General features: G+C 71.3%; 14 protein-coding genes. 2 read left to right on the top strand and 12 right to left on the bottom strand.

Annotated features, from left to right (window positions below; all coding sequences use genetic code 11):
• Positions 1-10: 10 nt before the first annotated feature.
• From IEY87_RS27935 to IEY87_RS27985, 11 genes are all read right to left on the bottom strand, one after another.
• On the bottom strand, positions 11-3,415 hold the full coding sequence (locus IEY87_RS27935) for an ATP-dependent helicase (protein WP_189141782.1): 3,405 nt from the start codon (positions 3,413-3,415) through the stop codon (positions 11-13).
• Positions 3,409-6,639, bottom strand: a complete 3,231-nt coding sequence (locus IEY87_RS27940; protein WP_189141783.1) for an ATP-dependent helicase — start codon at positions 6,637-6,639, stop codon at positions 3,409-3,411. Before IEY87_RS27940 ends, IEY87_RS27935 begins: the two co-directional genes overlap by 7 nt.
• Before the next feature lie 252 nt (positions 6,640-6,891).
• Positions 6,892-9,744 carry a CDP-glycerol glycerophosphotransferase family protein gene (locus IEY87_RS27945; protein WP_225277775.1) on the bottom strand — a complete coding sequence of 951 codons (2,853 nt, stop codon included), beginning with the start codon at positions 9,742-9,744 and terminating at the stop codon, positions 6,892-6,894.
• 95 nt (positions 9,745-9,839) lie between these two features.
• The gene (locus tag IEY87_RS27950) at positions 9,840-10,160 is read right to left on the bottom strand and encodes an MGMT family protein (protein WP_189141784.1); all 321 of its coding nucleotides are present in this window, start codon (positions 10,158-10,160) and stop codon (positions 9,840-9,842) included.
• Positions 10,148-10,489, bottom strand: coding sequence for a hypothetical protein (locus IEY87_RS27955; RefSeq protein WP_225277774.1), 342 nt, complete (start codon positions 10,487-10,489; stop codon positions 10,148-10,150). Before IEY87_RS27955 ends, IEY87_RS27950 begins: the two co-directional genes overlap by 13 nt.
• 41 nt (positions 10,490-10,530) lie before the next feature.
• Positions 10,531-11,688: a S8 family serine peptidase gene (locus IEY87_RS27960; RefSeq protein ID WP_189141786.1), complete on the bottom strand. Its 1,158-nt coding sequence runs from the start codon at positions 11,686-11,688 to the stop codon at positions 10,531-10,533.
• Positions 11,682-12,584, bottom strand: coding sequence for a hypothetical protein (locus tag IEY87_RS27965; protein ID WP_225277773.1), 903 nt, complete (start codon positions 12,582-12,584; stop codon positions 11,682-11,684). Before IEY87_RS27965 ends, IEY87_RS27960 begins: the two co-directional genes overlap by 7 nt.
• 54 nt (positions 12,585-12,638) lie before the next feature.
• The gene (locus IEY87_RS27970; protein ID WP_189141787.1) at positions 12,639-13,838 is read right to left on the bottom strand and encodes a S8 family serine peptidase; all 1,200 of its coding nucleotides are present in this window, start codon (positions 13,836-13,838) and stop codon (positions 12,639-12,641) included.
• Entirely contained in the window at positions 13,832-14,551 is a 720-nt protein-coding gene (locus IEY87_RS27975; RefSeq protein ID WP_225277772.1) for a hypothetical protein, read from the bottom strand. The genes IEY87_RS27970 and IEY87_RS27975 overlap by 7 nt, the downstream gene beginning before the upstream one ends.
• A gap of 81 nt (positions 14,552-14,632) precedes the next feature.
• The gene (moeZ, locus tag IEY87_RS27980) at positions 14,633-15,814 is read right to left on the bottom strand and encodes an adenylyltransferase/sulfurtransferase MoeZ (protein ID WP_189141788.1); all 1,182 of its coding nucleotides are present in this window, start codon (positions 15,812-15,814) and stop codon (positions 14,633-14,635) included.
• Between the two features lie 41 nt (positions 15,815-15,855).
• Positions 15,856-16,752 carry an alpha/beta fold hydrolase gene (locus IEY87_RS27985; protein ID WP_189141789.1) on the bottom strand — a complete coding sequence of 299 codons (897 nt, stop codon included), beginning with the start codon at positions 16,750-16,752 and terminating at the stop codon, positions 15,856-15,858.
• Positions 16,753-17,383: 631 nt separating this feature from the next.
• Here IEY87_RS27985 and IEY87_RS27990 point away from each other — a divergent pair.
• Entirely contained in the window at positions 17,384-17,641 is a 258-nt protein-coding gene (locus IEY87_RS27990) for a hypothetical protein (protein ID WP_189141790.1), read from the top strand.
• A gap of 390 nt (positions 17,642-18,031) precedes the next feature.
• On the top strand, positions 18,032-18,367 hold the full coding sequence (locus IEY87_RS27995) for a hypothetical protein (protein WP_189141791.1): 336 nt from the start codon (positions 18,032-18,034) through the stop codon (positions 18,365-18,367).
• 1,005 nt (positions 18,368-19,372) lie between these two features.
• Here IEY87_RS27995 and IEY87_RS28000 read toward each other — a convergent pair.
• Positions 19,373-19,684 (bottom strand): hypothetical protein, encoded by a 312-nt coding sequence (locus IEY87_RS28000; protein WP_189141792.1) that lies wholly within the window; start codon positions 19,682-19,684, stop codon positions 19,373-19,375.
• Positions 19,685-19,976 lie beyond the last annotated feature (292 nt).

The following is a 19,976-nucleotide window of genomic DNA, read 5'->3' on the forward strand; positions in this document are numbered from 1 at the left end:
CCCCGGAGGCTCAGGAACCGGGCCGGGGAGGGCGGTCGGCGGGCTGGGGGCGGGTGGGGACGGCCTCGATGAGTGCCACCAGGCCGTCGGCGTCGAGCAGGTCCACCGGCCGCACGGTCCGGTTCGCGCGCACGTAGTGGAAGGCCGCGCCCACGCTCTCCAAGGGCACGCCCGCGAGCTGCGACCAGGCCAGGCGGTAGGCCGCGAGCTGCACCGACGCCACCCTGGCCGCCTTGCCCTTGGGCGGCTCGCCGGTCTTCCAGTCGACGACCTCGTAGCGCCCGTCGGGCAGCTCGAAGACGGCGTCCATCCGGCCGCGCACCAGCCGATCGGCGATCATGGTCTCGAACGGCACCTCCAGGTCGAGCGGCTTCCGCTCGGCCCACTCGCTCTGCTCGAACCGCTCCTGCAGGTCGGCCAGCCGCACGTCCGCCTCCTCCGGCTCCTGGAGCAGGTCCAGCTCGAAGTCGTCGATGAGCCGCTGCTGGTCCCACCGGGTCTCCAGCCACCTGTGGAACGACGTGCCGCGCCGGGCCAGCGGCGCGGGCTTGACCGGGACCGGACGACGGATCCTGCGGGCCAGCTCGCGGGCGTCGCCGGCCAGCGTGACCAGGGAGGACACGGTGAGGTTGGTCGGCAGCTCGACGGTGGTGGAGCCGCGCCGCCGGTGCAGCTCCCGCTCGCGCAGCAACAGGTCGGTGTCGCGCTCCCAGGCGCGCACCCGCTCCTCCTCGAACGCCCGCAGCGCCTCAGCGCCTCGCCCGCCCTCCACGGACACACCGGCATCCCCCGGCACGCCCCCCGCGCCTCGGACGGCGTCCTCGGACACGCCCGCCGCGCCTGCGGCGCCTTCCTGTACGCCCTCCGCCGGAGCAGCCGTCATCACCCGGTCCAGCGCGGCCTCCACCAGGCGGGCGCCGTCGAGGACGGACTCGTACCGCAGCCCCTCGGGGGTGACCGGCCAGACGGCCTCGGCCGGCTCGGCCAGCAGCGGGTTCGTGGCGCCCTCGGTCACCTCGGGCGCCCAGAACGCGACCCGGTCGGCGGTGTCGCGGATCTCCAGCAGGAAGTCCGACGGGGCCAGCGGCTTGGAGGCGCTCCCCCACCGGTAGCCGGAGGCGATCAGCTGGTAGTGGGCGCGGGTGACGGCCACGTACGCCAGCCGCCGTTCCTCCATAAGGTCCCGCTCGCGGCAGAGCTCGTCGAACACCGCCAGCTCCTCCTTGCCGAGCCCGGCCAACCGGGGCAGGTCGGCGGCGTCGCCGCGCAGCGCGTACGGCAGCTTGCGCGGGTTGTCGGTCCAGCGGCTGTTGGTGACGGGCGTGGCGGGGAACATGCTGCCGCTGGCGATCGTCCCCTTGGTGCTGAGGAGCTGCGACAGGCCGGGCACCACCACGACGGGCCACTCCAGCCCCTTGGAGGCGTGCACGGTCATCAGCTTGACGCTGTTGCTCTCGCCGACCCGGCCCGCCTCCAGCCCGAACTCCTCGCTCTCGGCCGCCTGCAGGTAGGCCAGGAACGCGCCGAGCGTCGGGTCCTCGGAGTCGCCGGCGAACCGGGCCGCCGCGTCCTGGAACGCGTCGAGGTCGGCCCTGGCGGCGAACGCGCTGACCGTGCCGCCGCGCGCCGCCACCTCGATGTCCAGGCCCAGCCTGCGCTCGATCTCGCTGATCAGGTCCGGCAGCGGCTGCCCGGTGTGGGACCGCAGCTGGCGCAGCTCGTGCGCGAGCGCGACGAGCCTGGTCGCGGCCAGCGGCGAGAACGAGCGCAGCCAGGCCTCCCGGTCGGGCAGCTCGTCGAGCGCGTCCACCAGGCTGCCGCGCTCCTCGGCCAGGTCGGCCACCACCTGGTCCAGCGGGTCGTCGGCGCGGCGGCCGTCCCGGGACTCGCGGTTCAGCTCACGGGCGAGCTCGCCCAGCGCCCGCAGGTCGGCGGGGCCGATCCGCCAGCGCGGCCCCGCGAGCAGCCGGGCCAGCGCGTCGCCGGCCGTCGGGTCGTACAGCACGCGCAGCGTCGCGACGATGTCGTTGACCTCGGGCACGGTCAGCAGGCCGCCCAGGCCGACCACCTCGACGGGGATGTCGCGCGCCTCCAGCGCCCGGCGCAGGGCGGGGAACTGCGACCTCTTGCGCGCCAGGATCGCCACGTCCTGCGGCTGGATGGCGAGCGTCTTCTTGCGCTCCTTCTCGCCCCAGGGCAGGCCGTCGGGGGCCACTTCCTTGCCCAGCAGCCCGGCGATGCCGTCGGCGATCCACCTGGCCTCGTCCTCGGCCGTCTCGTGGAAGGCGCAGGTGACCCGGCCCCGGTCGACCCGGTTGGGGCCGGGGACCAGCACGGGCACCTCGCGGGCCTCCATCCGCAGCGGGAGCTGCACCCGCGCGGCGACGTCGAGCACCCGGTCGCCGTTGCGGAAGCTGACGCTGAGCTGCCGCACCGGGGCGAGGTCGCCGGAGCCGCTCCTGAAGTCCTGGGGGAAGCGGCGCAGGTTGCCCGCCGAGGCGCCGCGCCAGCCGTAGATCGACTGGCAGGGGTCGCCCACCGCCGTGACCGGGTGGCCGCCGCCGAACAGCGAGCGCAGCAGCACGAGCTGCGCGTGGCTGGTGTCCTGATACTCGTCGAGCAGCACCACGGAGAAGCGGGCGCGCTCGATCTCGCCGACCTCCTTGTGGTTGGCCGCGATCCGCGCGGCCAGCGACATCTGGTCGCCGTAGTCGATGACCTCCCGGCCGCGCTTGAGCCTTTCGTACGCCTCCACGAGCGGCAGCAGTTGCTCCCTGGCCGCCTGTACGGCCAGCGGCTTGCGCTGGGCGGCGACCGTCCGGCCCGGCAGCGCGTCGTACCTGTCACGCAGCCACTCGCCCACGCGACGCACGTCGGGGGCGGCGCGCAGGTGCTCCGACAGCTCCCCGGCGAGCTCCAGCACCGCGGCCGTGACCGAGGGCGGGCTCAGCTCGATCCGGTCCATCGGCCCGTCGTACATGGCCACCACCCGGGAGGCGAGCTGCCACGAGACGGCCGGCGTGACCAGGCGCATGGTCGGCTCCAGCGCCTCGCGCAGGGCGTGGTCGGTGACCAGGCGGGCGGCGTAGGCGTGGTAGGTGGAGACGGTCGGCTCCTCGTCGAGCAGGGCGGGCTCGACCAGCCCCGCCTCCGCCAGCCCGTTGAGCCGCTCCCTGACCCGGACGGCGAGCTCGGCGGCGGCCTTGCGGGTGAACGTCAGGCCGAGCACGTTGCCGGGGCTGACCAGGCCGTTGGCCACCAGCCAGACCACGCGGCCGGCCATCGTCTCGCTCTTGCCCGAGCCGGCGCCGGCCATCACGACCATGGGTTCGAGCGGGGCTTCGATGACGCCGGCCTGCTCGCGGGTGGGCGGCAGGATGCCGAGTTTGTCGGCCAGTTCGACCGGGTTCAGCACACCTGTCCCCCGCTGTCGTTGACCGGGCAGCTCGCCTTGGCCGCGCAGGTGCGGCAGCCGTCGTTCGCCTTCGCCTGGAAGAACGGGCCCGACATGCCGATCGCCACGGTGTCGACCAGGTCCGCGGCCCAGCCGGGGTTGGCGTCCTCGGCGAGGGCCTGCTGCTTCTGCTCCACCGCGGCGCTCTTGCCCGCCGCCTTGCCGAGCTGGACCAGCGCGGCACCGCCCGGCTCGGTCATGCCGTGCCTGGCGAACGCGCCGAGCACGGCCGCGAGCTGGTAGACGCCGAGCTGGGGGTGCCGGTCGAGCTCGCCCGGCCTGGGCTTGGCGCCGCCCGTCTTGAGGTCGATGATCACCGCTCTGCCCTCCGCGTCGCGCTCCACCCGGTCAACGCGGCCCTTGATCTGGACGCCGTCGGCCACCGTGGCGACGAACGCCTCTTCCAGGGCGACGAGATCTCGCGGATTGTCCTGGTGCCAGCGGAGGAACTTGCCGATCATCTGCTCGGCGACCTGGCGCTGCTTGCGGTTGAACCATACGCCGCCGAAGTCGAGCTCCGTCCAGATCTCGTCCAGCCGCTTGCCGAGCAGGTCCTCGCTGGGCAGGTCGGTGGCGGCCAGCACGGCCAGCGCGTGGATCACCGTGCCGAGGCCCTGCGCGGAGCTGGTGCCGGCGGCTCCGACGGCGGTCTCCAGCAGCCAGCGCAGGCCGCACTTGGTGAAGCTCTCCACGGCCGACGGGGAGATGCTGACGATGTCGTCCGGCCAGCTCAGGGGGCGGTCGTCGGTCATGGTGGTCAGCGCGTACCAGTCGTTGGGGTGCGCGCCGTGCACGCCGGCGGCGGCCAGCCTGGCCAGCTGCTCGGCGGCCTTGTGCCGCATCGCGGCGGGCTTGGTGGGGTCGGTGACGGCGCTGCGCAGGTCGGCGACCAGCGCGGACATGTTCAGCCACCGGGCCCGGTCGTCGACCGTGGCCTCCTCCACCGCGCCCGGCAGCAGCTCCGACAGGAACCGGGACGGCCGCTCGTCGGTGTCCTCGCCGCCCACGGCGGTCACCACCAGGCGGCGGCGGGCGCGGGTGGCGGCCACGTAGAACAGCCGGCGCTCCTCGGCCAGCAGCTTGGAGGTGAGCGAGGCGGCGTTCGGCCGCGCTCCCTCCACCACCTCGACGAGGTCCTCCACACCCAGCATCGAGCCGCGCAGCCGCAGGTCCGGCCAGACGCCCTCCTGGACGCCCGCCACGACCACCACGTCCCACTCCAGGCCCTTGGCGCGGTGGGCGGTCAGCACGCGTACGGCGTCGCCGTCGGGCGCCCGCTCGGCCAGCGTGTCACCGGGGATCTCCTGCGCGGCCAGGTCGTCCAGGAACACCTCGGGGCCCGCCTTGGGCATCCGGTCGACGAACCGGGCCGCCGAGTCGAACAGGGCCACCACCGCGTCGAGGTCCCGGTCGGCCTGCGCGCCCCTGGCGCCGCCGGCCAGGCTCAGCTCCGTCCACCGCTCGGCCAGGCCGCTGCCCTGCCAGACGGCCCACAGCGCCTCCTCGGCGCTGCCCTGCTCGCGCACCGCCTGCCTGGCGGTGGCCAGCAGCCTGGCGACCCGCTCGGCGGGCAGCGCGATGTGCGGCTCTATCCGTACGAGCTCGCGTGCGTCCTTGACGGCGGCGACGAGCAACTCCCCCGAGGACCGCACCCCGAACGGCAGGGTGGCGGGCTCGCCCCCCGCGCGCACCGCACCCCCCGCGGGCTCACCCCCGGCCGACGCGACGGGGGTGGTGGGCTCCTCGGCGGCCGGCACGTCGGGGGTGGTGGGCTCCTCGGCGGTGGTGGCTTCGTTCTCGGCGATTTTGAGTGCGCGGCGCAGGCGGCGGACGCCGATCATGTCGGTCCCGCCGAGTGGGCCGGTCAGCAGCTCTTCGGCGACGCCTTCGTCCAGTTCGGTGACGTCCAGGGCGACGCGGAGCATCGTCAGCAGCGGCCGTACGCCGGGCTCCTGGGCGATCGGCACCTCGTCACCGGCGATCATCGTGGGCACCCCGGCGTTGACCAGCGCCCGGCGCAGCAACGGCACCTGGCGGATCGCCGATCGGACGAGCACCGCCATCCGATGCCAGGGCACCCCGTCGATCAGGTGCGCGCGCCGCAGTGTGTCGGCGACGACCGCGGCCTCCTGGCTGGTGCTGTCGGCCAGCAGCACCCGGACGTCCCCCGCCGGGGTCTCCGGCAGCGGCAGCAGGTCCCGGTGGCCGCCCGAACGGCCGCCGTCGGGCATCGGGGCGGCGGGCAGGCGGGCGGCGACCCGGCGCGAGGCCTCCAGCAGCTCCTCGCCGCTGCGGCGGCAGACCCGCAGGGCCACCACCGGCGCGTCCCGCCCTTCCCGGGTACGGAAGCGCTCGGGGAACTTCAGGATGCCGCGCACGTCCGCGCCACGGAACCCGTAGATCGACTGGTCCGGGTCACCCACCGCGACCAGGTCCCGGCCGTCGCCGGCCAGCTGCTCCAGCAGGAACTCCTGCGCCGGGTCGGTGTCCTGGTATTCGTCCACGAACACCGCGTCGTGCGCCGCGCGCTCCCGCCGGCGCACGTCGGGATCGGTGAGCAGGCCGGCCGCCGCCCTGATCAGCTCGGAGTAGTCCAGCGCGGGCTCGGGGTCCAGGTCGAAGCGGACCTGATAGCGCTGGGAGAAGCGGCCGGCCGCGACCCAGTCCGCCCGGCCGTGGCGCCTGCCCAGCTCCTGGATCCGCTCGCCGTCCAGGCCGCGCTCGGCCGCGCGGGACAGGAAGTCGCGCAGTTCCTCGGCGAATCCGCGGGTCTTCAGCGGCTCGCGCAGGTCCTCGGGCCACTCCAGCGCCCCGTCCTCTAGCTCGCCGTGCAGCAGCCGCCGCACCTCCAGGAGCTGCTCGGGGCCGGTGAGCAGGCGCGGCGGCCGTTCGCCCGCCAGCACGGCCTCGCGCCGCAGCAGCGCGTAGGCGTAGGAGTGAAAGGTCAGCGCCAGCGGGGTGCGGGTGGTCCTGCGCAGCCGTCCGGTGACGCGCTCGCGCAGCTCGCCGGCGGCCTTGCGGCTGAAGGTGAGGATCAGCACCCGCTCGGGGTCCGTGCCGCGCCGCTCGATCCGGTCGACGACGCTCTCCACGATCGTGGTGGTCTTGCCCGCGCCCGGCCCGGCGAGCACCAGCAGCGGGCCACTCCGGTGCTCGACCACGGCGCGCTGATGTTCGTCCAGCACAGGGGCCTCGACAGGCCCCCCACTGCTGCGGCGCACCAGTCGCCAGGTCTGACCACTCACAACACTAGATTCCACCAGACCACAGGGGTAGATCGTGCCGTCTTGACCGGTCTCCTCGCGCGATCGCCCACGGTATCTGGGGAAATATCAGGATTCTCGGCGACACGCCGGGACGCAGCGTGCCGGTGAACGAGCCCCTGGCCGGTGAGCACATCGCTCACCGGCGTGCCGGTTCGTCAGGAGAAGATTTCGTTAGGAGAAGATGTGGTCCACGACCCTGGCCGTGGCCTTGCCGTCGTCGCGCGGGGCGAAGGTGGCCCTGAAGGCGTCGTAGCGGTCGGCGTGCGCGGCCGACACCTCATCGATGGAGCGCAGCGCCTCGACCACGTCCGACGACGTCGACAGCACCGGGCCGGGCGCGATCTCCGGCAGGTCCACGTACAGGCCCCGCTTGGTGGAGTATTTCGCCAGGTCGTAGCCGTACAGGACGATCGGGCGGCCGGTCACGGCGAAGTCGAACATGACCGAGGAGTAGTCCGTCACCAGCACGTCCGTCACCAGCAGCAGATCCGCGATATCCGGATAAGTCGTGACGTCACGGGCGATGTCGGGGACGGCGGGTGCGGCCTGCATGGGGTGGGCGCGTACCAGCAGCTCGTGGTCGGCGCCGAGCGCCTCGCGGGCCTTGGCCAGGTCGAGCTTGACCATCGCGTTCTTGCGGTCGTAGTCACGCCAGGTCGGCGCGTAGAGGATCACGCGCTTGCCCTCGGCCAGCCCGAGGCGGGCCCGGACCGCCGCCGCCAGCTCGTCCCGGTCGGGCGAGGTGAGGACGTCGTTGCGTGGCAGGCCGCTCTCCAGGACCTCGCCCTGATAGCCGAACGCCTGGCGCAGCACCGGCGTCGCCCACGGCGACTGCGACAGCAGCACGTCCCAGCCGCGCACCTCCGTGGCCTGCCGGTGCCAGATCGGCGGACGGGGGTCACGGTTCATGTGCGCCTGGTCGTTGCCGACGTGCTTGGCCGGGGTGCCGTTCCAGGTCTGCACGACCACCTGGCCCTCGCGGGAGCGGAACCAGACGGGCAGGAACGCGTTGGTGACGATGTAGCGGGACCTGGCGAGCGCCGCGTGGTGCTCGCGGCTGCCCGCGCGCACCACGGTCGCCGGGCCCGGCGGGACGAACGCGCCGTCCTTGACGATCCAGATGTGCTCGCGGTCGTCGCCGCGCCGCAGCCGCTCCTCGTAGATCGCCCGGACGCTGTCGGCGTAGAGGCGACCGTCGTTGACCACGTAGACGGTCGCGTCGCCCAGCGGCTCGGTGCGCTGGGCGGGGTAGAAGACGCGGCGCAGCACGTGGGTGCCCGCCACGCCCTTCTCGTCCGCGGGGCGCTCCTCCTCCGACATCACCACGGGCACGTCGAAGCGCGTGGAGATCATCCGGAACGCGTGGCCGCCGAGGACGCGCGGCTCCTCGTCCAGGGTCTCCAGGCAGGCGTGGTCCATGCGGGCCGGGACGATCTCACCGGACGGGTGGCGCACGGTCATGTTCCAGGTGCCGGACGACAGCGGCACCGCCTCACCGAAGCGGTCCATGGCGGCCGGGGAGATCCGTACGGTGAAGTCCTCGCCGGAGCGCTCCATCGGGATCACGTAGGACAGGCCCGAGCGGTGGCGCAGGGTGAGCGAGCGCGGTCCCGGCGCGTCGGGGTAGTCGCCCTTGAGGACGAGCGTGGACCCCTCCCACCCGGCCGAGACGATCACCGGGCGGATCCGGTGCGCGGAGACGACCACGCGGTCGCGCCGGTCGCCGAGCACGGTGATCTCGCGGTCCGCGACGGTCGTCCTGGTGTCCGCCAGGTCGCCGAGCATGACCGACGCGGCGGGGTCGCCCTTGGGCTCGACCCACAGGCGGCGGCCGTCCTTCTCCTGCAGCAGCGCGGGCACCGCCAGGCTGATCAGCACCTCGGTGCCCTTGCCCGAGGGGGTGAACTCGGCGGCGATGCGGTGGCCGCCCAGCCGGGCGTGGCCCTTGGTCACCGCGCGGTCGGGCAGGAAGATCTGCAGCCCGAGACGGTCCTCGTCGACGGTGACGCCGGTCAGCTCGGCCCGGTTGGGCTGGAGCACCACCTGCAGGGCGCGGTCGGAGGTCCAGACCGGCCTGGCCCACCAGCCGGGCCGCAGCTTGCGGCCGGCGGGGCGCTCGCTGCGGCCCACGGAGGCGCCGCGCAGCAGACCGGTGGCCCGCGCGCCACGACTCCAGAACACGATCTCGGCGCGCCACGTGGTGGTGTCGCGCACGGCGGGACGGCTGCGCAGGCGCCGCCGTGCGGCGTGGACGACCGCCCGCACCGCGCCGCGCCAGCGCAGCGCCCACGGGTTGAGCTCGGCGCTGAAGCCGGACCAGTCGTAGTTGCAGCCGGGCTCGCGGGCGCCGTGGGTGGCCTCGGGCGCGAGCACCCGGCGGGTACGCAGCCGCACGGGCGGCAGCCAGCGCGGGCCGCGCAGCACCACGGTCGCCCTGTTGAAGCGGCGGCTGCGGACGGACAGGCCCGCGAGGTAGGCGAAGCCGGTGATGCGCAGCTTGCCGCCGACCCAGACGATGTCGTCGATGTGGGTCACCGGCACCATGTCGGCGCGCCTGAGCCGGTAGAGCTCGGCCGGCAGCTCGTCGCGGAACGGCAGGTCGGCGTACCAGCGCAGGCCCTTGCGGATGCGCTTGGACGGCTCGGCCGCCGCCGCGACGACCTTGGTGAGGGTCTCGCCGTCGACGAGCTCCTCGTCGGGGCGGCTCTCGATCAGGTGGCAGATGAGGCGGCGGGCCACGGGCAGCTCACGCTTGACGCCCGGGTCCACACTCGCCAGGTAGGGGCGCAGCAAGGTGAGCAGCTCGCGCCTGCGCGCGGCGCCACGTTTGACCGCCAGATCCATCCGGGCGCCCAGCGGGCCGCTGAGCGCCTCGCTGTCGAACGCGGAGTCACGGCCGCCTGGGCCGACGACGCGCATGATGGCGTCGAGTGCTTCGCCGCGATCGCAGAGATCCTGGACAGCCTTGAGGCGGTCGGGGACCGCTTCGCCGCCCGGGCTCTGGGCTTTTACGCCGGTAGCCATCGGGTGGGCACCGCCTTTCGGGCCGCCGTCAGTATTTCTGCTCATGCTAATAGGAGTCACATGTCAACAAATCGCCCCTTAACCGAAAAAGCAGGTCAAGGCGCTTCCTGAAAATCCGCTGAACGCCCGTCCCAGCGGGCCCTTCGCATATCCACCCGGTCACCCCGCAGCGCCGTGCCTTCCTCGCGCCAATGGGCCAGGCAGCGCTGCTCGTGGTCCGGTGCGCCGGTGCCGTCCGCGTGCACCACCCGCCACCAGGGCACACCGCCTCCATAGGTGGACATCACCCGGCCTACCTGCCGGGGGCCGCCCTGGCCCACGTACTCGGCGATGTCGCCGTACGACATGACCCTGCCGGGCGGGATGCGCTCGACGACGTCGAGCACCGCCTCGGCGAAGGGGTTCACGGCGTCCACGCCGCCGGGCCCGCCTCGATCATCTCGTCCAGCTTGCCGAGCACCATCGCGGTGCCGTCGGCCAGCACCTCCACGACCCCGTCACGCAGCGCGTAGACCTCGCCGTCCTCGCCGACCAGCCTGGCGCCGAGCGCGGCGGCCAGCCGGACGAGTTGCGCCACCTGCCAGTCGGAGCCGGGCTCCCCGATCAGTTGGTCCCGCCATGCGCCCACAGGGTGCGTGCCGCCGCCATGCCTGGCGACGATCTCGTCCGATCCGCGCAGCTCGAAACCGGCCGGCGCGATCGCCCTCGCCAGCTCCCCGAAGGCCAGCGGAGACTCACGAACCACGCGTAGCTCGTATCCCATGACGCGCGACGATAGCGGATCTTTTACTCTCTGCGCTGATTGAGCATGACGATCGCCCCGCAGAACAGGATGAGCGCTATCAGAACTCCGCCGCCGTACAGCCACAGCCGCCAGGGATCGGGGCCGGGCGCGGACGGCGGCGGCGAGTCCTCCCCCTGCCCGAAGTGCTGCTCGTCCGGCACCGGCAGGGAACGCTTCTCGCCGGCCAGTCGCTCGGCGGCGTTCATCGCGGCCACGGCGTCGACCACCCCGAACCCGATCCTGTCGTCGTACCCGGCGGCGGGCCGGCCCCTGGAGCCGACGGCCAGCGCCTGCGCCACCTGGGCCGGCCGCAGGTCGGGATGGCGTGCCTTGATGAGCGCCGCGACCCCCGCCACCAGCGCCGCCGCCGAGCTGGTCCCATCGGCCACCTCGTAGCCGCCGCCCCGCTTGAGCACGGGCACCCCCGAGCCGGGCGCGGCGACCAGCACGGACAGATTGTCACTGCTGTACGGCGCGACGTTGCTCCGCTCGTCCACGGCGGCCACCCCGATGACCCCGGGATACCCGGCGGGGAAGGCCCAGTAGGAGGTGCCCTTCTCCTTGGTGTAGTCGCTCTGCCCGTCGTTGCCCACGGCCGCGATGAGCACCACGCCCTTGCCGAGCGCGTAGGAGACCGCCTCGCGCTCGGTCCGCTGCGGGCCGTAGGTGCCGATCGACATGCTGACGACCTGCGCGCCGTGGTTGGCGGCGTAGCGCAGCGCCCGTGCCAGCGGGCTCTGCGTCGCGCTCCGCTGATCCTCCAGCGGCGGGATCACGTTGATGTCGGGCTCCTCGTCGAGCGCCAGCGGCAGGGACAGGACGCGGGACTCCGGCGCGACGCCGACCAGCCCGCCGTCGGCGCCCGATCCGGCGATCAGCCCGGCCATGGCGGTGCCGTGCCTGCCGGGGGCCACCTCCTCGCCCTCCGCGGACGACCTCATGTACGGGCCGACGGTGACCCGGCCGCGCAACTCCTTGACGCCTTTGTCGACGGGACTGTCGATGACGGCCACGGTGACGCCCTTGCCCTTGGTGACCTGCCACGCCTGCTCGACGTTGAGCGCGTCGAGCACCCACTGCTGCCGCTCCCTGATGGGCGCCTCGGCGGGGGCGTGCAGGGCGAGCACGACGGCGGTCAGCACGCGTACGGCGGTCAGCACACGTTCCCCTGGGTGCAGGGCGGCACCTTGGGCGGGTCCGCGAGGAAGTAGGCGATCTGGTTGCCGACCGACCTGGCCGCCGGCCAGAGCTCACTGTGCAGGATCTCCTCCGGCGCGACGGCGGCCCTGGTGCGGCCGTCGGCGTAGCCCGCGGTCGAGAAGACGAGGTACGGCCCGGCGCCCACCCAGCCGGTGCGCTGCCGCTGCGCGACCTGGAAGCGTTCGGCCACCGTGCCGGGGAAGGCGACGGGCAGCACGCCCACCCGGTCGTCCTGGGTGAGCTCCTCTGCGGCGGAGGCCCTGGCCTCCTCATCCTCCAGCACGGCCACGCCCACGGTCATGACGAAGGTGGAGGTCTGGTCGACGTAGGTGGCGCGCAGCATGGTGCGGCAGCCGTGGCCGTCGAGGATCCCGGCGATCGAGGAGTCGACGGCGCTGCGGCAGGTGGCCTCGGGGGCGATGCCGACGCGCCTGGCGTACTGCTGGACGCGGTCGAGCCCGAAGTACTTCACCTCTTCGGGGAAGACGCTCGTGACGGGCCAGGCCTGCCAGCGTCGGGCGATCTCCTCCTGCTTGTAGCGGCTCTGCTCCTCGGCGGTCAGCGGCCGCGACCGGGTCTCCCTGAACAGGGCCGCGGTGCCGAGCAGCACGATGACGGCCGACAGGGCCACGATGGTGCCGAGCAGCGCCACGAACAGCCGCCGGTAGCGGACGCCCTGCTGGAGCGCGTCGGCCTCGGCCCGTTCCTTGGCGGCCGTCCGGCTCGCGGTGCCGGCCACCGGCCAGTCGCGCACGCGGGAGCCACGACCGGCGGTGGCGCCGAGCGGATTCCTCCGGCCCGGCGTGGCTGCTCCCCCGGCGCGTGGCAGACCTGAGGTGGACCTGCGTGCCTTCACCACCGCCTCGTTCCCCGTTCGTACGTGTCTACTTCGTCCCCGTTAAGCGGCGGATCATGCGTCTTGGCAATTGTGCGCGCGTCGCACCCTCCTGACCAGAGCGAAGATGACCGCCAGCGCCCCCAGGGCGCCCGCGACCAGCACCGCGGCGATGGAGCCGTAGACCATGACGTGCTCGTCGTCCCGGTGGACGACCTTGACCGGGCCGATCGGGCCGCCGCCGAGAGGAGTGGCGGGGTCGTGCGCCTGGCCCGCCGCGGCCGTCACGGTGTGCCGGGCCAGCCGGCCGGCCGCGGCCAGCGCCTTGGCGGCGTTGACCACGCCGAATCCGGTGCCGATGTCGTAGCCGTGCGGTGGCCTGTCGGTCGCGCTCTCGGCCAGGGCTTGCACCACCAACGGCGGCGACATTCCCGGATATTTCGCTTTTATCAGGGCGACGACCCCCGAGACCAGCGCGGTCGCCTGAGACGTGCCCTTGCCCACCCAGTAGCCGCCGTCCGGGCCCGCGCCCATGATGTCGACCCCGGGCGCGGCCACCACGACCGAGGCGTTCCGCTTGGAGAACGACGCCCGCCGCAGTTTCGCGTCCGCCGCCCCCACCGACACCACCCCGGTGAAGGACGCCGGATAGGAGTAAGGAACGGTCCCGCCGTCCGCCCCCTGGTTGCCCGCCGCGGCCACCAGCACGACCCCCTTGGAGATCGCGTAACGGATGGCCGCGCGCTCCTGCCGGTTCGGCAGGTCCTTGGAGATCGACAAGTTGATCACGTCCGCGCCCTGGTCGACCGCGTGCCGGATGCCACCGGCGACCGAGTTCTCGAACCGCTGGTCGGTGTTGAACGTCCCGAACCCCGGCTCCTCGTCCTCCAGGATCACCCGCACCGACAGCACCCCCGCCTCGGGCGCGACCCCGATGACGCCGAACCTCCCGTCCGGCCCGTGCCCGTGCCCGGCGATCAGCGAGGCCATGTACGTGCCGTGCAGGCGCATGGGCGGCACCCCGGGCGGGTTCGCGCCCTCGACGAAGTCCTTGCCCACGGTCACCGAGCCCACCAGATCGCGGTGGCCGGGATCGACGCCGGAGTCCAGCACCGCCACGACGACCCCCGCACCCTTGCTGGTCCGCCAGGCCGTACGCAGGTCGAGCGCCTCGATCACCGACTCCTGGCCACGGCGCACGTCGTCGGCCACGGCGGGCGGCGCGTCGAACAGCAACGCCCCCGCCAGCACGACCACGCCGGCACGCCTCAGCACTGCCACTCCTCGGCCGAGCAGTCGGGCATCACCGGCACGCTCAGCTCCGCCAGGATCCGCTCGGAGAGCTCGGCGGCGAAGGCGAAAACGGCCGGACGCTGCTCACTGGACGCGACGGCCGGCCTGCCGTCGACCTGTCCCGCCGTGGTCAGCACGAGGTACGGGCCCGCCTGCCGTACCGAGCCCGCCTGCCGTACGGCAGGAGTGAAACGGTCCGAGACGGTGCCGGGGAAGGCCAGCGGCCGCAGGCCCGGCACGGGCTTGCCCGCGGCGGGGAAGGCGACCCTGGCGCGGGCGGCGCGCGGCTCGTCGGGCAGCGCGACGACCCCGACGGTGACGAGCACGCCGCGCAGCGCGTCGATGTAGGTGGCGCGGAGCACGGCCCGGCACCCCGCCACGGCCAGCGCCTCGGCGGCCTCGGCGTCGACCGAGTCGGCGCAGCCGGTGTCCGGCGAGATGCCGACCCGGCTGGCCCGCTCCCGGCCGCCCTGCTCCGCGGCGTAGGGGAGGCTGTCGGGGAAGATGCGCCCGGCCTCCCAGGTGCGCCAGCGCGCGGCGACCTCGACCTCGGCCGCCGCGCGGAGCTCGGCGGCGCTCGGGCCACGGGTGAGCTCCGTCCCCGCCTCCCCGGCCGTCACCCCGGCGGCCACCGCGCAGACCAGGGTCAGCGCGGAGGCCACCACGAGGGAGGGCCAGAGGCGGGGATTGTCCACAGGATCGACCTTAATGCGGGCGACCCTGCGCCATCCTCAGAAACCGGACCGTTCAGGGAGCGGACCGTTCAGGGAGCGGACTCAGTACTCGGGCAGACTCGGATCCACCGTCTTGATCCAGCTCAGCACGCCGCCGCCGAGGTGCACGGCATCGGCGAAGCCGGCGCTCTTCACGACCGCCAGCGCCTCCGCCGAGCGCGCGCCCGACTTGCAGTGCAGCACGATGCGCTTGTCCTGCGGGAGCCGCTCCAGCGCGGATCCGTTGAGGAAGTCACCCTTGGGGATCAGGGTGGCGCCCGGGATGGAGACGATCTCGTACTCGTTGATCTCGCGCACGTCGACGAGGAAGATGTTCTCGCCGCCGTCCTGCATCGCCTTGAGCTCCTGAGCGGTGATCGTCGAGCCGGTGGCGGCCTCGGCGGCTTCGTCGGAGATCGCGCCGCAGAAGGCCTCGTAGTCCTCCAGCAGCTCGGTGACCGTCGGGTTCTTGCCGCACAGCACGCACTCGGGGTCCTTGCGGACCTTGACGTCGCGGTACTTCATCTCCAGAGCGTCGTAGATCATCAGCCGGCCGACCAGCGGGTCGCCGATGCCCGTGAGCAGCTTGATGGCCTCGTTGACCTGGATCGAGCCGATCGAGGCGCACAGCACGCCCAGCACGCCGCCCTCGGCGCACGAGGGGACCATGCCGGGAGGCGGGGGCTCGGGGTAGAGGCAGCGGTAGCAGGGGCCGTGCTCGGCCCAGAAGACGCTCGCCTGGCCGTCGAAGCGGTAGATCGAACCCCAGACGTACGGCTTGCCGAGCAGCACCGCGGCGTCGTTCACCATGTAGCGGGTGGCGAAGTTGTCGGTGCCGTCGACGATGAGGTCGTAGCCGGAGAAGATCTCCATGACATTCTCGGTGGTCAGCGTCGCGTTGTGCACCACGACGTCGATCAGGGGGTTGATCTCGCGGACTGACGCCGCGGCGCTCTCGGCCTTGAGCCTGCCCACGTCGGACTGGCCGTGGATGACCTGGCGCTGCAGGTTGGACTCGTCGACGACGTCGAAATCGATGATCCCGAGCGTGCCGACACCCGCCGCGGCGAGGTAGAGCAGGGCGGGCGACCCGAGACCGCCGGCGCCCACACACAGCACCTTGGCGTTCTTCAGCCGCTTCTGTCCGGCCATCCCCACGTCGGGGATGATCAGGTGGCGCGAGTAGCGGCGTACCTCATCGACGGTAAGTTCGGCGGCCGGCTCGACCAGCGGTGGCAACGACACTTTCAACGCTCCCGTTCAGGGGTCTTATCTCTCAGTGGAACCTAGCCGGGCAGCGGGGCATTCCCCAATCGCGTCTCACCGATCAGACGGCGCGCCTCGATGGCCACGACCTGCGGCAGCTCCATCATCGCCACGTGCCCCGCCCTGGGTAGCAGCACCAGCCTGACCTGGCGGAACGCGCGGTGCGCCTTCGCGGCCATGGCGGGCCTGACCAGCCGGTCGTGCCTGCCGTGGATGATCAGGGTGGCCGCCTGGACCTTCTCCGCCTGCCGCCACAGGTTGCCCTCGCCACGGCGGAAGTATTCGGCCACGATGCCGCGGGCCGAGCCGATCATCGCGGCGCCGGCGTGCGGCAGGGCATCGCGCCGGCGCAGTTCCTCCACCGCGTCGCGCAGCCGCACCGGGTGCACCGCGCGGGCGTTGGCCCAGACCATGCTGAAGGAGGCGTTGACCCGCTGCTCGGCCGGGACCAGCCGGAGCCTGTCGGCCACCCACTCGCCCAGCCGCGGCGTGGCGGCCGCCGCCACCCGGACCGGGCCGTACCGGGGCAGCAGGTCGGGCAGCGCGGGCGAGATGAGCGTCAGCGAGCGGACCAGGTCGGGGCGGGTGGCGGCGACCCTGACCGAGATCGCGCCGCCCATCGAGTTGCCGAACAGATGGGCGGGCCCGATGTGCTCCAGGAAACCGATCACCGCGGCGGTGTTCGCGGCGACGCTGTAGTCCCCGTCGGGCGGCTCGGGCGAGAACCCGGCTCCGGGCAGGTCGATGGCGTGCCCGGTGACCTCGTCCTTCAGCTCCTGCATCAGGTCGGTCCAGTTGGTCGCAGAACCGGCCAGGCCGTGGACGAACACCGCCTGCTCGGGAGCGCCCTCGGGGGTGGACCTGACGTGCACTGGGCCGACCATGCGTCCCGGCCAGTGCGGGACCGGCTCCGCCATCGCGTGCTCCTTTCCGCTGTACGTACGTACGTGGTGCCGGGCCTCGGTCTGGGGGACGTCGGGCGCGGTGCCACGTGACAACCATACGAAAGACGGGGATGCCGGGGCGCTGGCCGTGGGGCCGTCACGCGGCGGGCGCCCTTGGGACTCGCCGTCACCCTATTCGGACATATCAGCCTATTTCTATTTATGGATATCTAAACGATCTCATGAGTTTCCAACTATGGATAAAGGCTACTGATCGTCGTTTGCGGCCATCGAGATCGGAGAACATGACAACCAGATGGCAGGCGGGGTGACAGTAGAGGCACTTGGTGCTGCCTCGAAGGCTGTGAAGTGGACACACCCTCAAGAGATGGCGGAACTTCGTGGCGACCTCCAGCCCCCTCCGGCCGTGGCGCGCCCTATTGAGCCGAGTACCACAAATTCGGACAAGTCGTGCTATTACAACAGATGGCATTTGATGTGAGCAATAAAGCTGTTGCTCTACGGCAAAATAGCACAGATACCGTTTACTTCTCTTCTGTCCAGGAAATGCCATTCCATGGATGGCCGGCCAGCCATCCGGGACGTTCTCCGGAAATCCGGAAGACGTCGAGAACGAACCACCACATCATTCAGGGGGAACGCAATGCCCAAGCTCAAGGGTGTTATCACGGGAGTCGCCATCAGCACGGCACTGGCCGGCGGCCTGGTCGGCATGAGCGCGTTGACCGCCACGGCGAGCGCCGACGTGCCCGCCTTCCGTACCGGGGACCACTGCAGGAACGACAACCACCACCGGCACTTCAACCGGCGCGGCATCAACGTCACCGTCAATAACCGCAACTGCACCAACAACGTCAACCTGAACAACGAAGAGAGAAGCGTAAAAGAGAAGATCGGCTGAGGCTTCCGCCCGACCTCGGCCCGGTTGATCCGACCATCCGGGCACGCGCCGCCGAGGCATATGAATGAGCGCCCGTATTCACCGGTGATCGCTGGACGACCTCCGGTGGATACGGGCACTCGTCTCGGTCCCGTACGCGACCTCGTTCTCCATTCGGACTGCCATTCACAAGAAGGCTCGCCAGGCTTGCCCGGGGAGCCTTTTACTGTGCCTGGATTTCCAATGTAATGAAAATTCTATTACGGAGCAAAGCCGGACATCCTCTGGTTTGTCGGCCATCGGGGCAGGAAATATACACGATGCGGATGACATATAGCAGTTATTCGCAACAGTTCCCGGTAATCCGGAAACATCAGAACGGGGCAACCGATCCTTTTAGGGGGAAAAGCAATGCCCAAGCTCAAGACTCTTCTCGCGGGTTTCGCCATCGGCTCGGCGCTGTCGGGTGGCATGGTCGCCATGGGCGCGACGACCTCGGCGGCCAACGCCGAGGCCGGCGTCGCCACCAGTTCGTCCGTCCTGGCTTCGGGCTGCGGGCACGGCAACAGCTGCGGCTGGGGCTGGGGCGGCCGCTGGCGTCACCACCACCGTCACCACCGGATCCGTCTGAGGGTGCACGTCCACAACAACAACCACACCAACAACCACAACGACAACCGTCGCGACATCGACATCAAGAAGCGTAGCCACGCCCCGACCACCACCACGCCTGAAGTCGAAGAGTGACCAAGGATCACGCGTCAACTTGATCCCGTGTCTAACATCCAAGGGTCATAGGGTTGCATCTGCGATGAACTCCTAGCACCTGGATAAGTGCCCGTATTCGATGGATCGCCGCTCCTCACCGAGCAGCGAACTTCATCCATCGAATACGGGCATTCGGCATTCCCCACCCCACGCCCGCCCCCGCCCCGCCGAGCCCCGGATCAAGGCTTGATCGTCGCCTCCGGTTCCGGCCCGTCACATCGCCGGCGGCAGTCGTCCCGAAGCCGTCGCTCACCGGTCTCCACGCCGCCGGTCGCTCGGCGAGCGGGACCCGGCGCGCGCCTCCTCTTCCGCGGCCAGGTCAGCCCCGGCCACCACCGAACCGTCGACCTTGTGCCGCTGGACGAGACCCGAACGTGCGCGAAGTGCCGCAACCCCACGTCGGCACCGGCCATGCCGGCCCGCAGGGCGAGAGCGAGGTCTTCCAGCATGCCGATGATGGCGGCGCATCCGCCCGATCGACCGGCCGGGTCTCAGACCTGTACGGCGACGTGCGGCGACGTGCGGCCCTGGGCCGGGTAGACGGCCCCGGGTCAGGCAGGCGGGGGCCTGTCGGGGGGCGAGGGATCGGGCGGCGCGGGCAGAACCCGGCGGGCCGGGGAATTCCGTACTGGGTGGCGTCCGGGGGCGGACGCCGGCTCCGGAGGGCTGTCACCGAGGCCGCTGGGCGTCACGCTGGGGCTCGGGGTGGTGCTGGGGTCGTTCGGGGGGGTCGTTCGGGGGGGTCGTTCGAGGGGGTCGGTCGGGGTGCGCGTGAGGCTGGGGTCGCCCTGTCATTCCGTTCTTTCGCAATGCCGAATGCCCGTATTCAAGAAGTGAATGTCGCCGTCCAGCGAAGAACGACATCACCCTTGAACACGGGCACTCATACAGGCGCTCGACCTCATCGCATTGATGAAACCCTATGGCATTCAGATATGCAACACAGGTTCAAGCTAGAGCGCGATCCCGCTCAGCGTCGGCGGACTAGTCCCAGAAATCGTCGTGCTGCTTTTCGCTTACGCGGTTGTCGTTGTGGTTGTTGTTGTGGTTGTTGTTGTGCACGTGCAGCTTGATGCGGATTCTCTGGTGGCCGTGGTGACGGTGCCGCCAGCCGCCGCCGCAGCCGCAGCGGCGGTGCCGCCAGCAGCCCGAGCCGGCGAGGACGGACGTGCCTGCCTTTACAGTGGTGGCCGCGTTGGCGCTGGTCGCGGTGGTCATCGCGCCCAGACTGACGGCTCCCCCAGTCAGCGCCGTACTGATGGCGACTCCTGCGATAACACTCTTGAGCTTGGGCATTGCGTTTCCCCCTAAAGGATCGGTTTGCCCCGTTCTCGACATTTTCCGGATTACCGGTAACTGTCTTGGATGGCCCGCTAGCGAGTCCATCCGAGAAAAGACATTTCCGGGACAGGGGGCAAATAAACAGGAACCAACCCTTTTTGCTATACCCCAAGAATCACCTTACTTGCATTAAGCGTTTATCAAATGAAATGCTGCGATTTGTCCGATTATGTCCCGCCTGGCGATCTACTTTTTCCAGGTACGCCATCCCAAGATCACGCCGCTGCCGACCGCCCAACACAAGATC

It is taken from the genome of Nonomuraea glycinis (assembly GCF_014646515.1).
GTDB classification, from domain to species: Bacteria; Actinomycetota; Actinomycetes; order Streptosporangiales; family Streptosporangiaceae; genus Nonomuraea; species Nonomuraea glycinis.

Bases quoted from the DNA above. Each gene is read 5' to 3' on its own strand.
- IEY87_RS27945 (WP_225277775.1), bottom strand. From the start codon at position 9,744: ATGGCTACCGGCGTAAAAGCCCAGAGCCCGGGCGGCGAAGCGGTCCCC.
- IEY87_RS27985 (WP_189141789.1), bottom strand. From the start codon at position 16,752: ATGGCGGAGCCGGTCCCGCACTGGCCGGGACGCATGGTCGGCCCAGTG.
- IEY87_RS27990 (WP_189141790.1), top strand. From the start codon at position 17,384: ATGCCCAAGCTCAAGGGTGTTATCACGGGAGTCGCCATCAGCACGGCA.
- IEY87_RS27995 (WP_189141791.1), top strand. From the start codon at position 18,032: ATGCCCAAGCTCAAGACTCTTCTCGCGGGTTTCGCCATCGGCTCGGCG.
- IEY87_RS28000 (WP_189141792.1), bottom strand. From the start codon at position 19,684: ATGCCCAAGCTCAAGAGTGTTATCGCAGGAGTCGCCATCAGTACGGCG.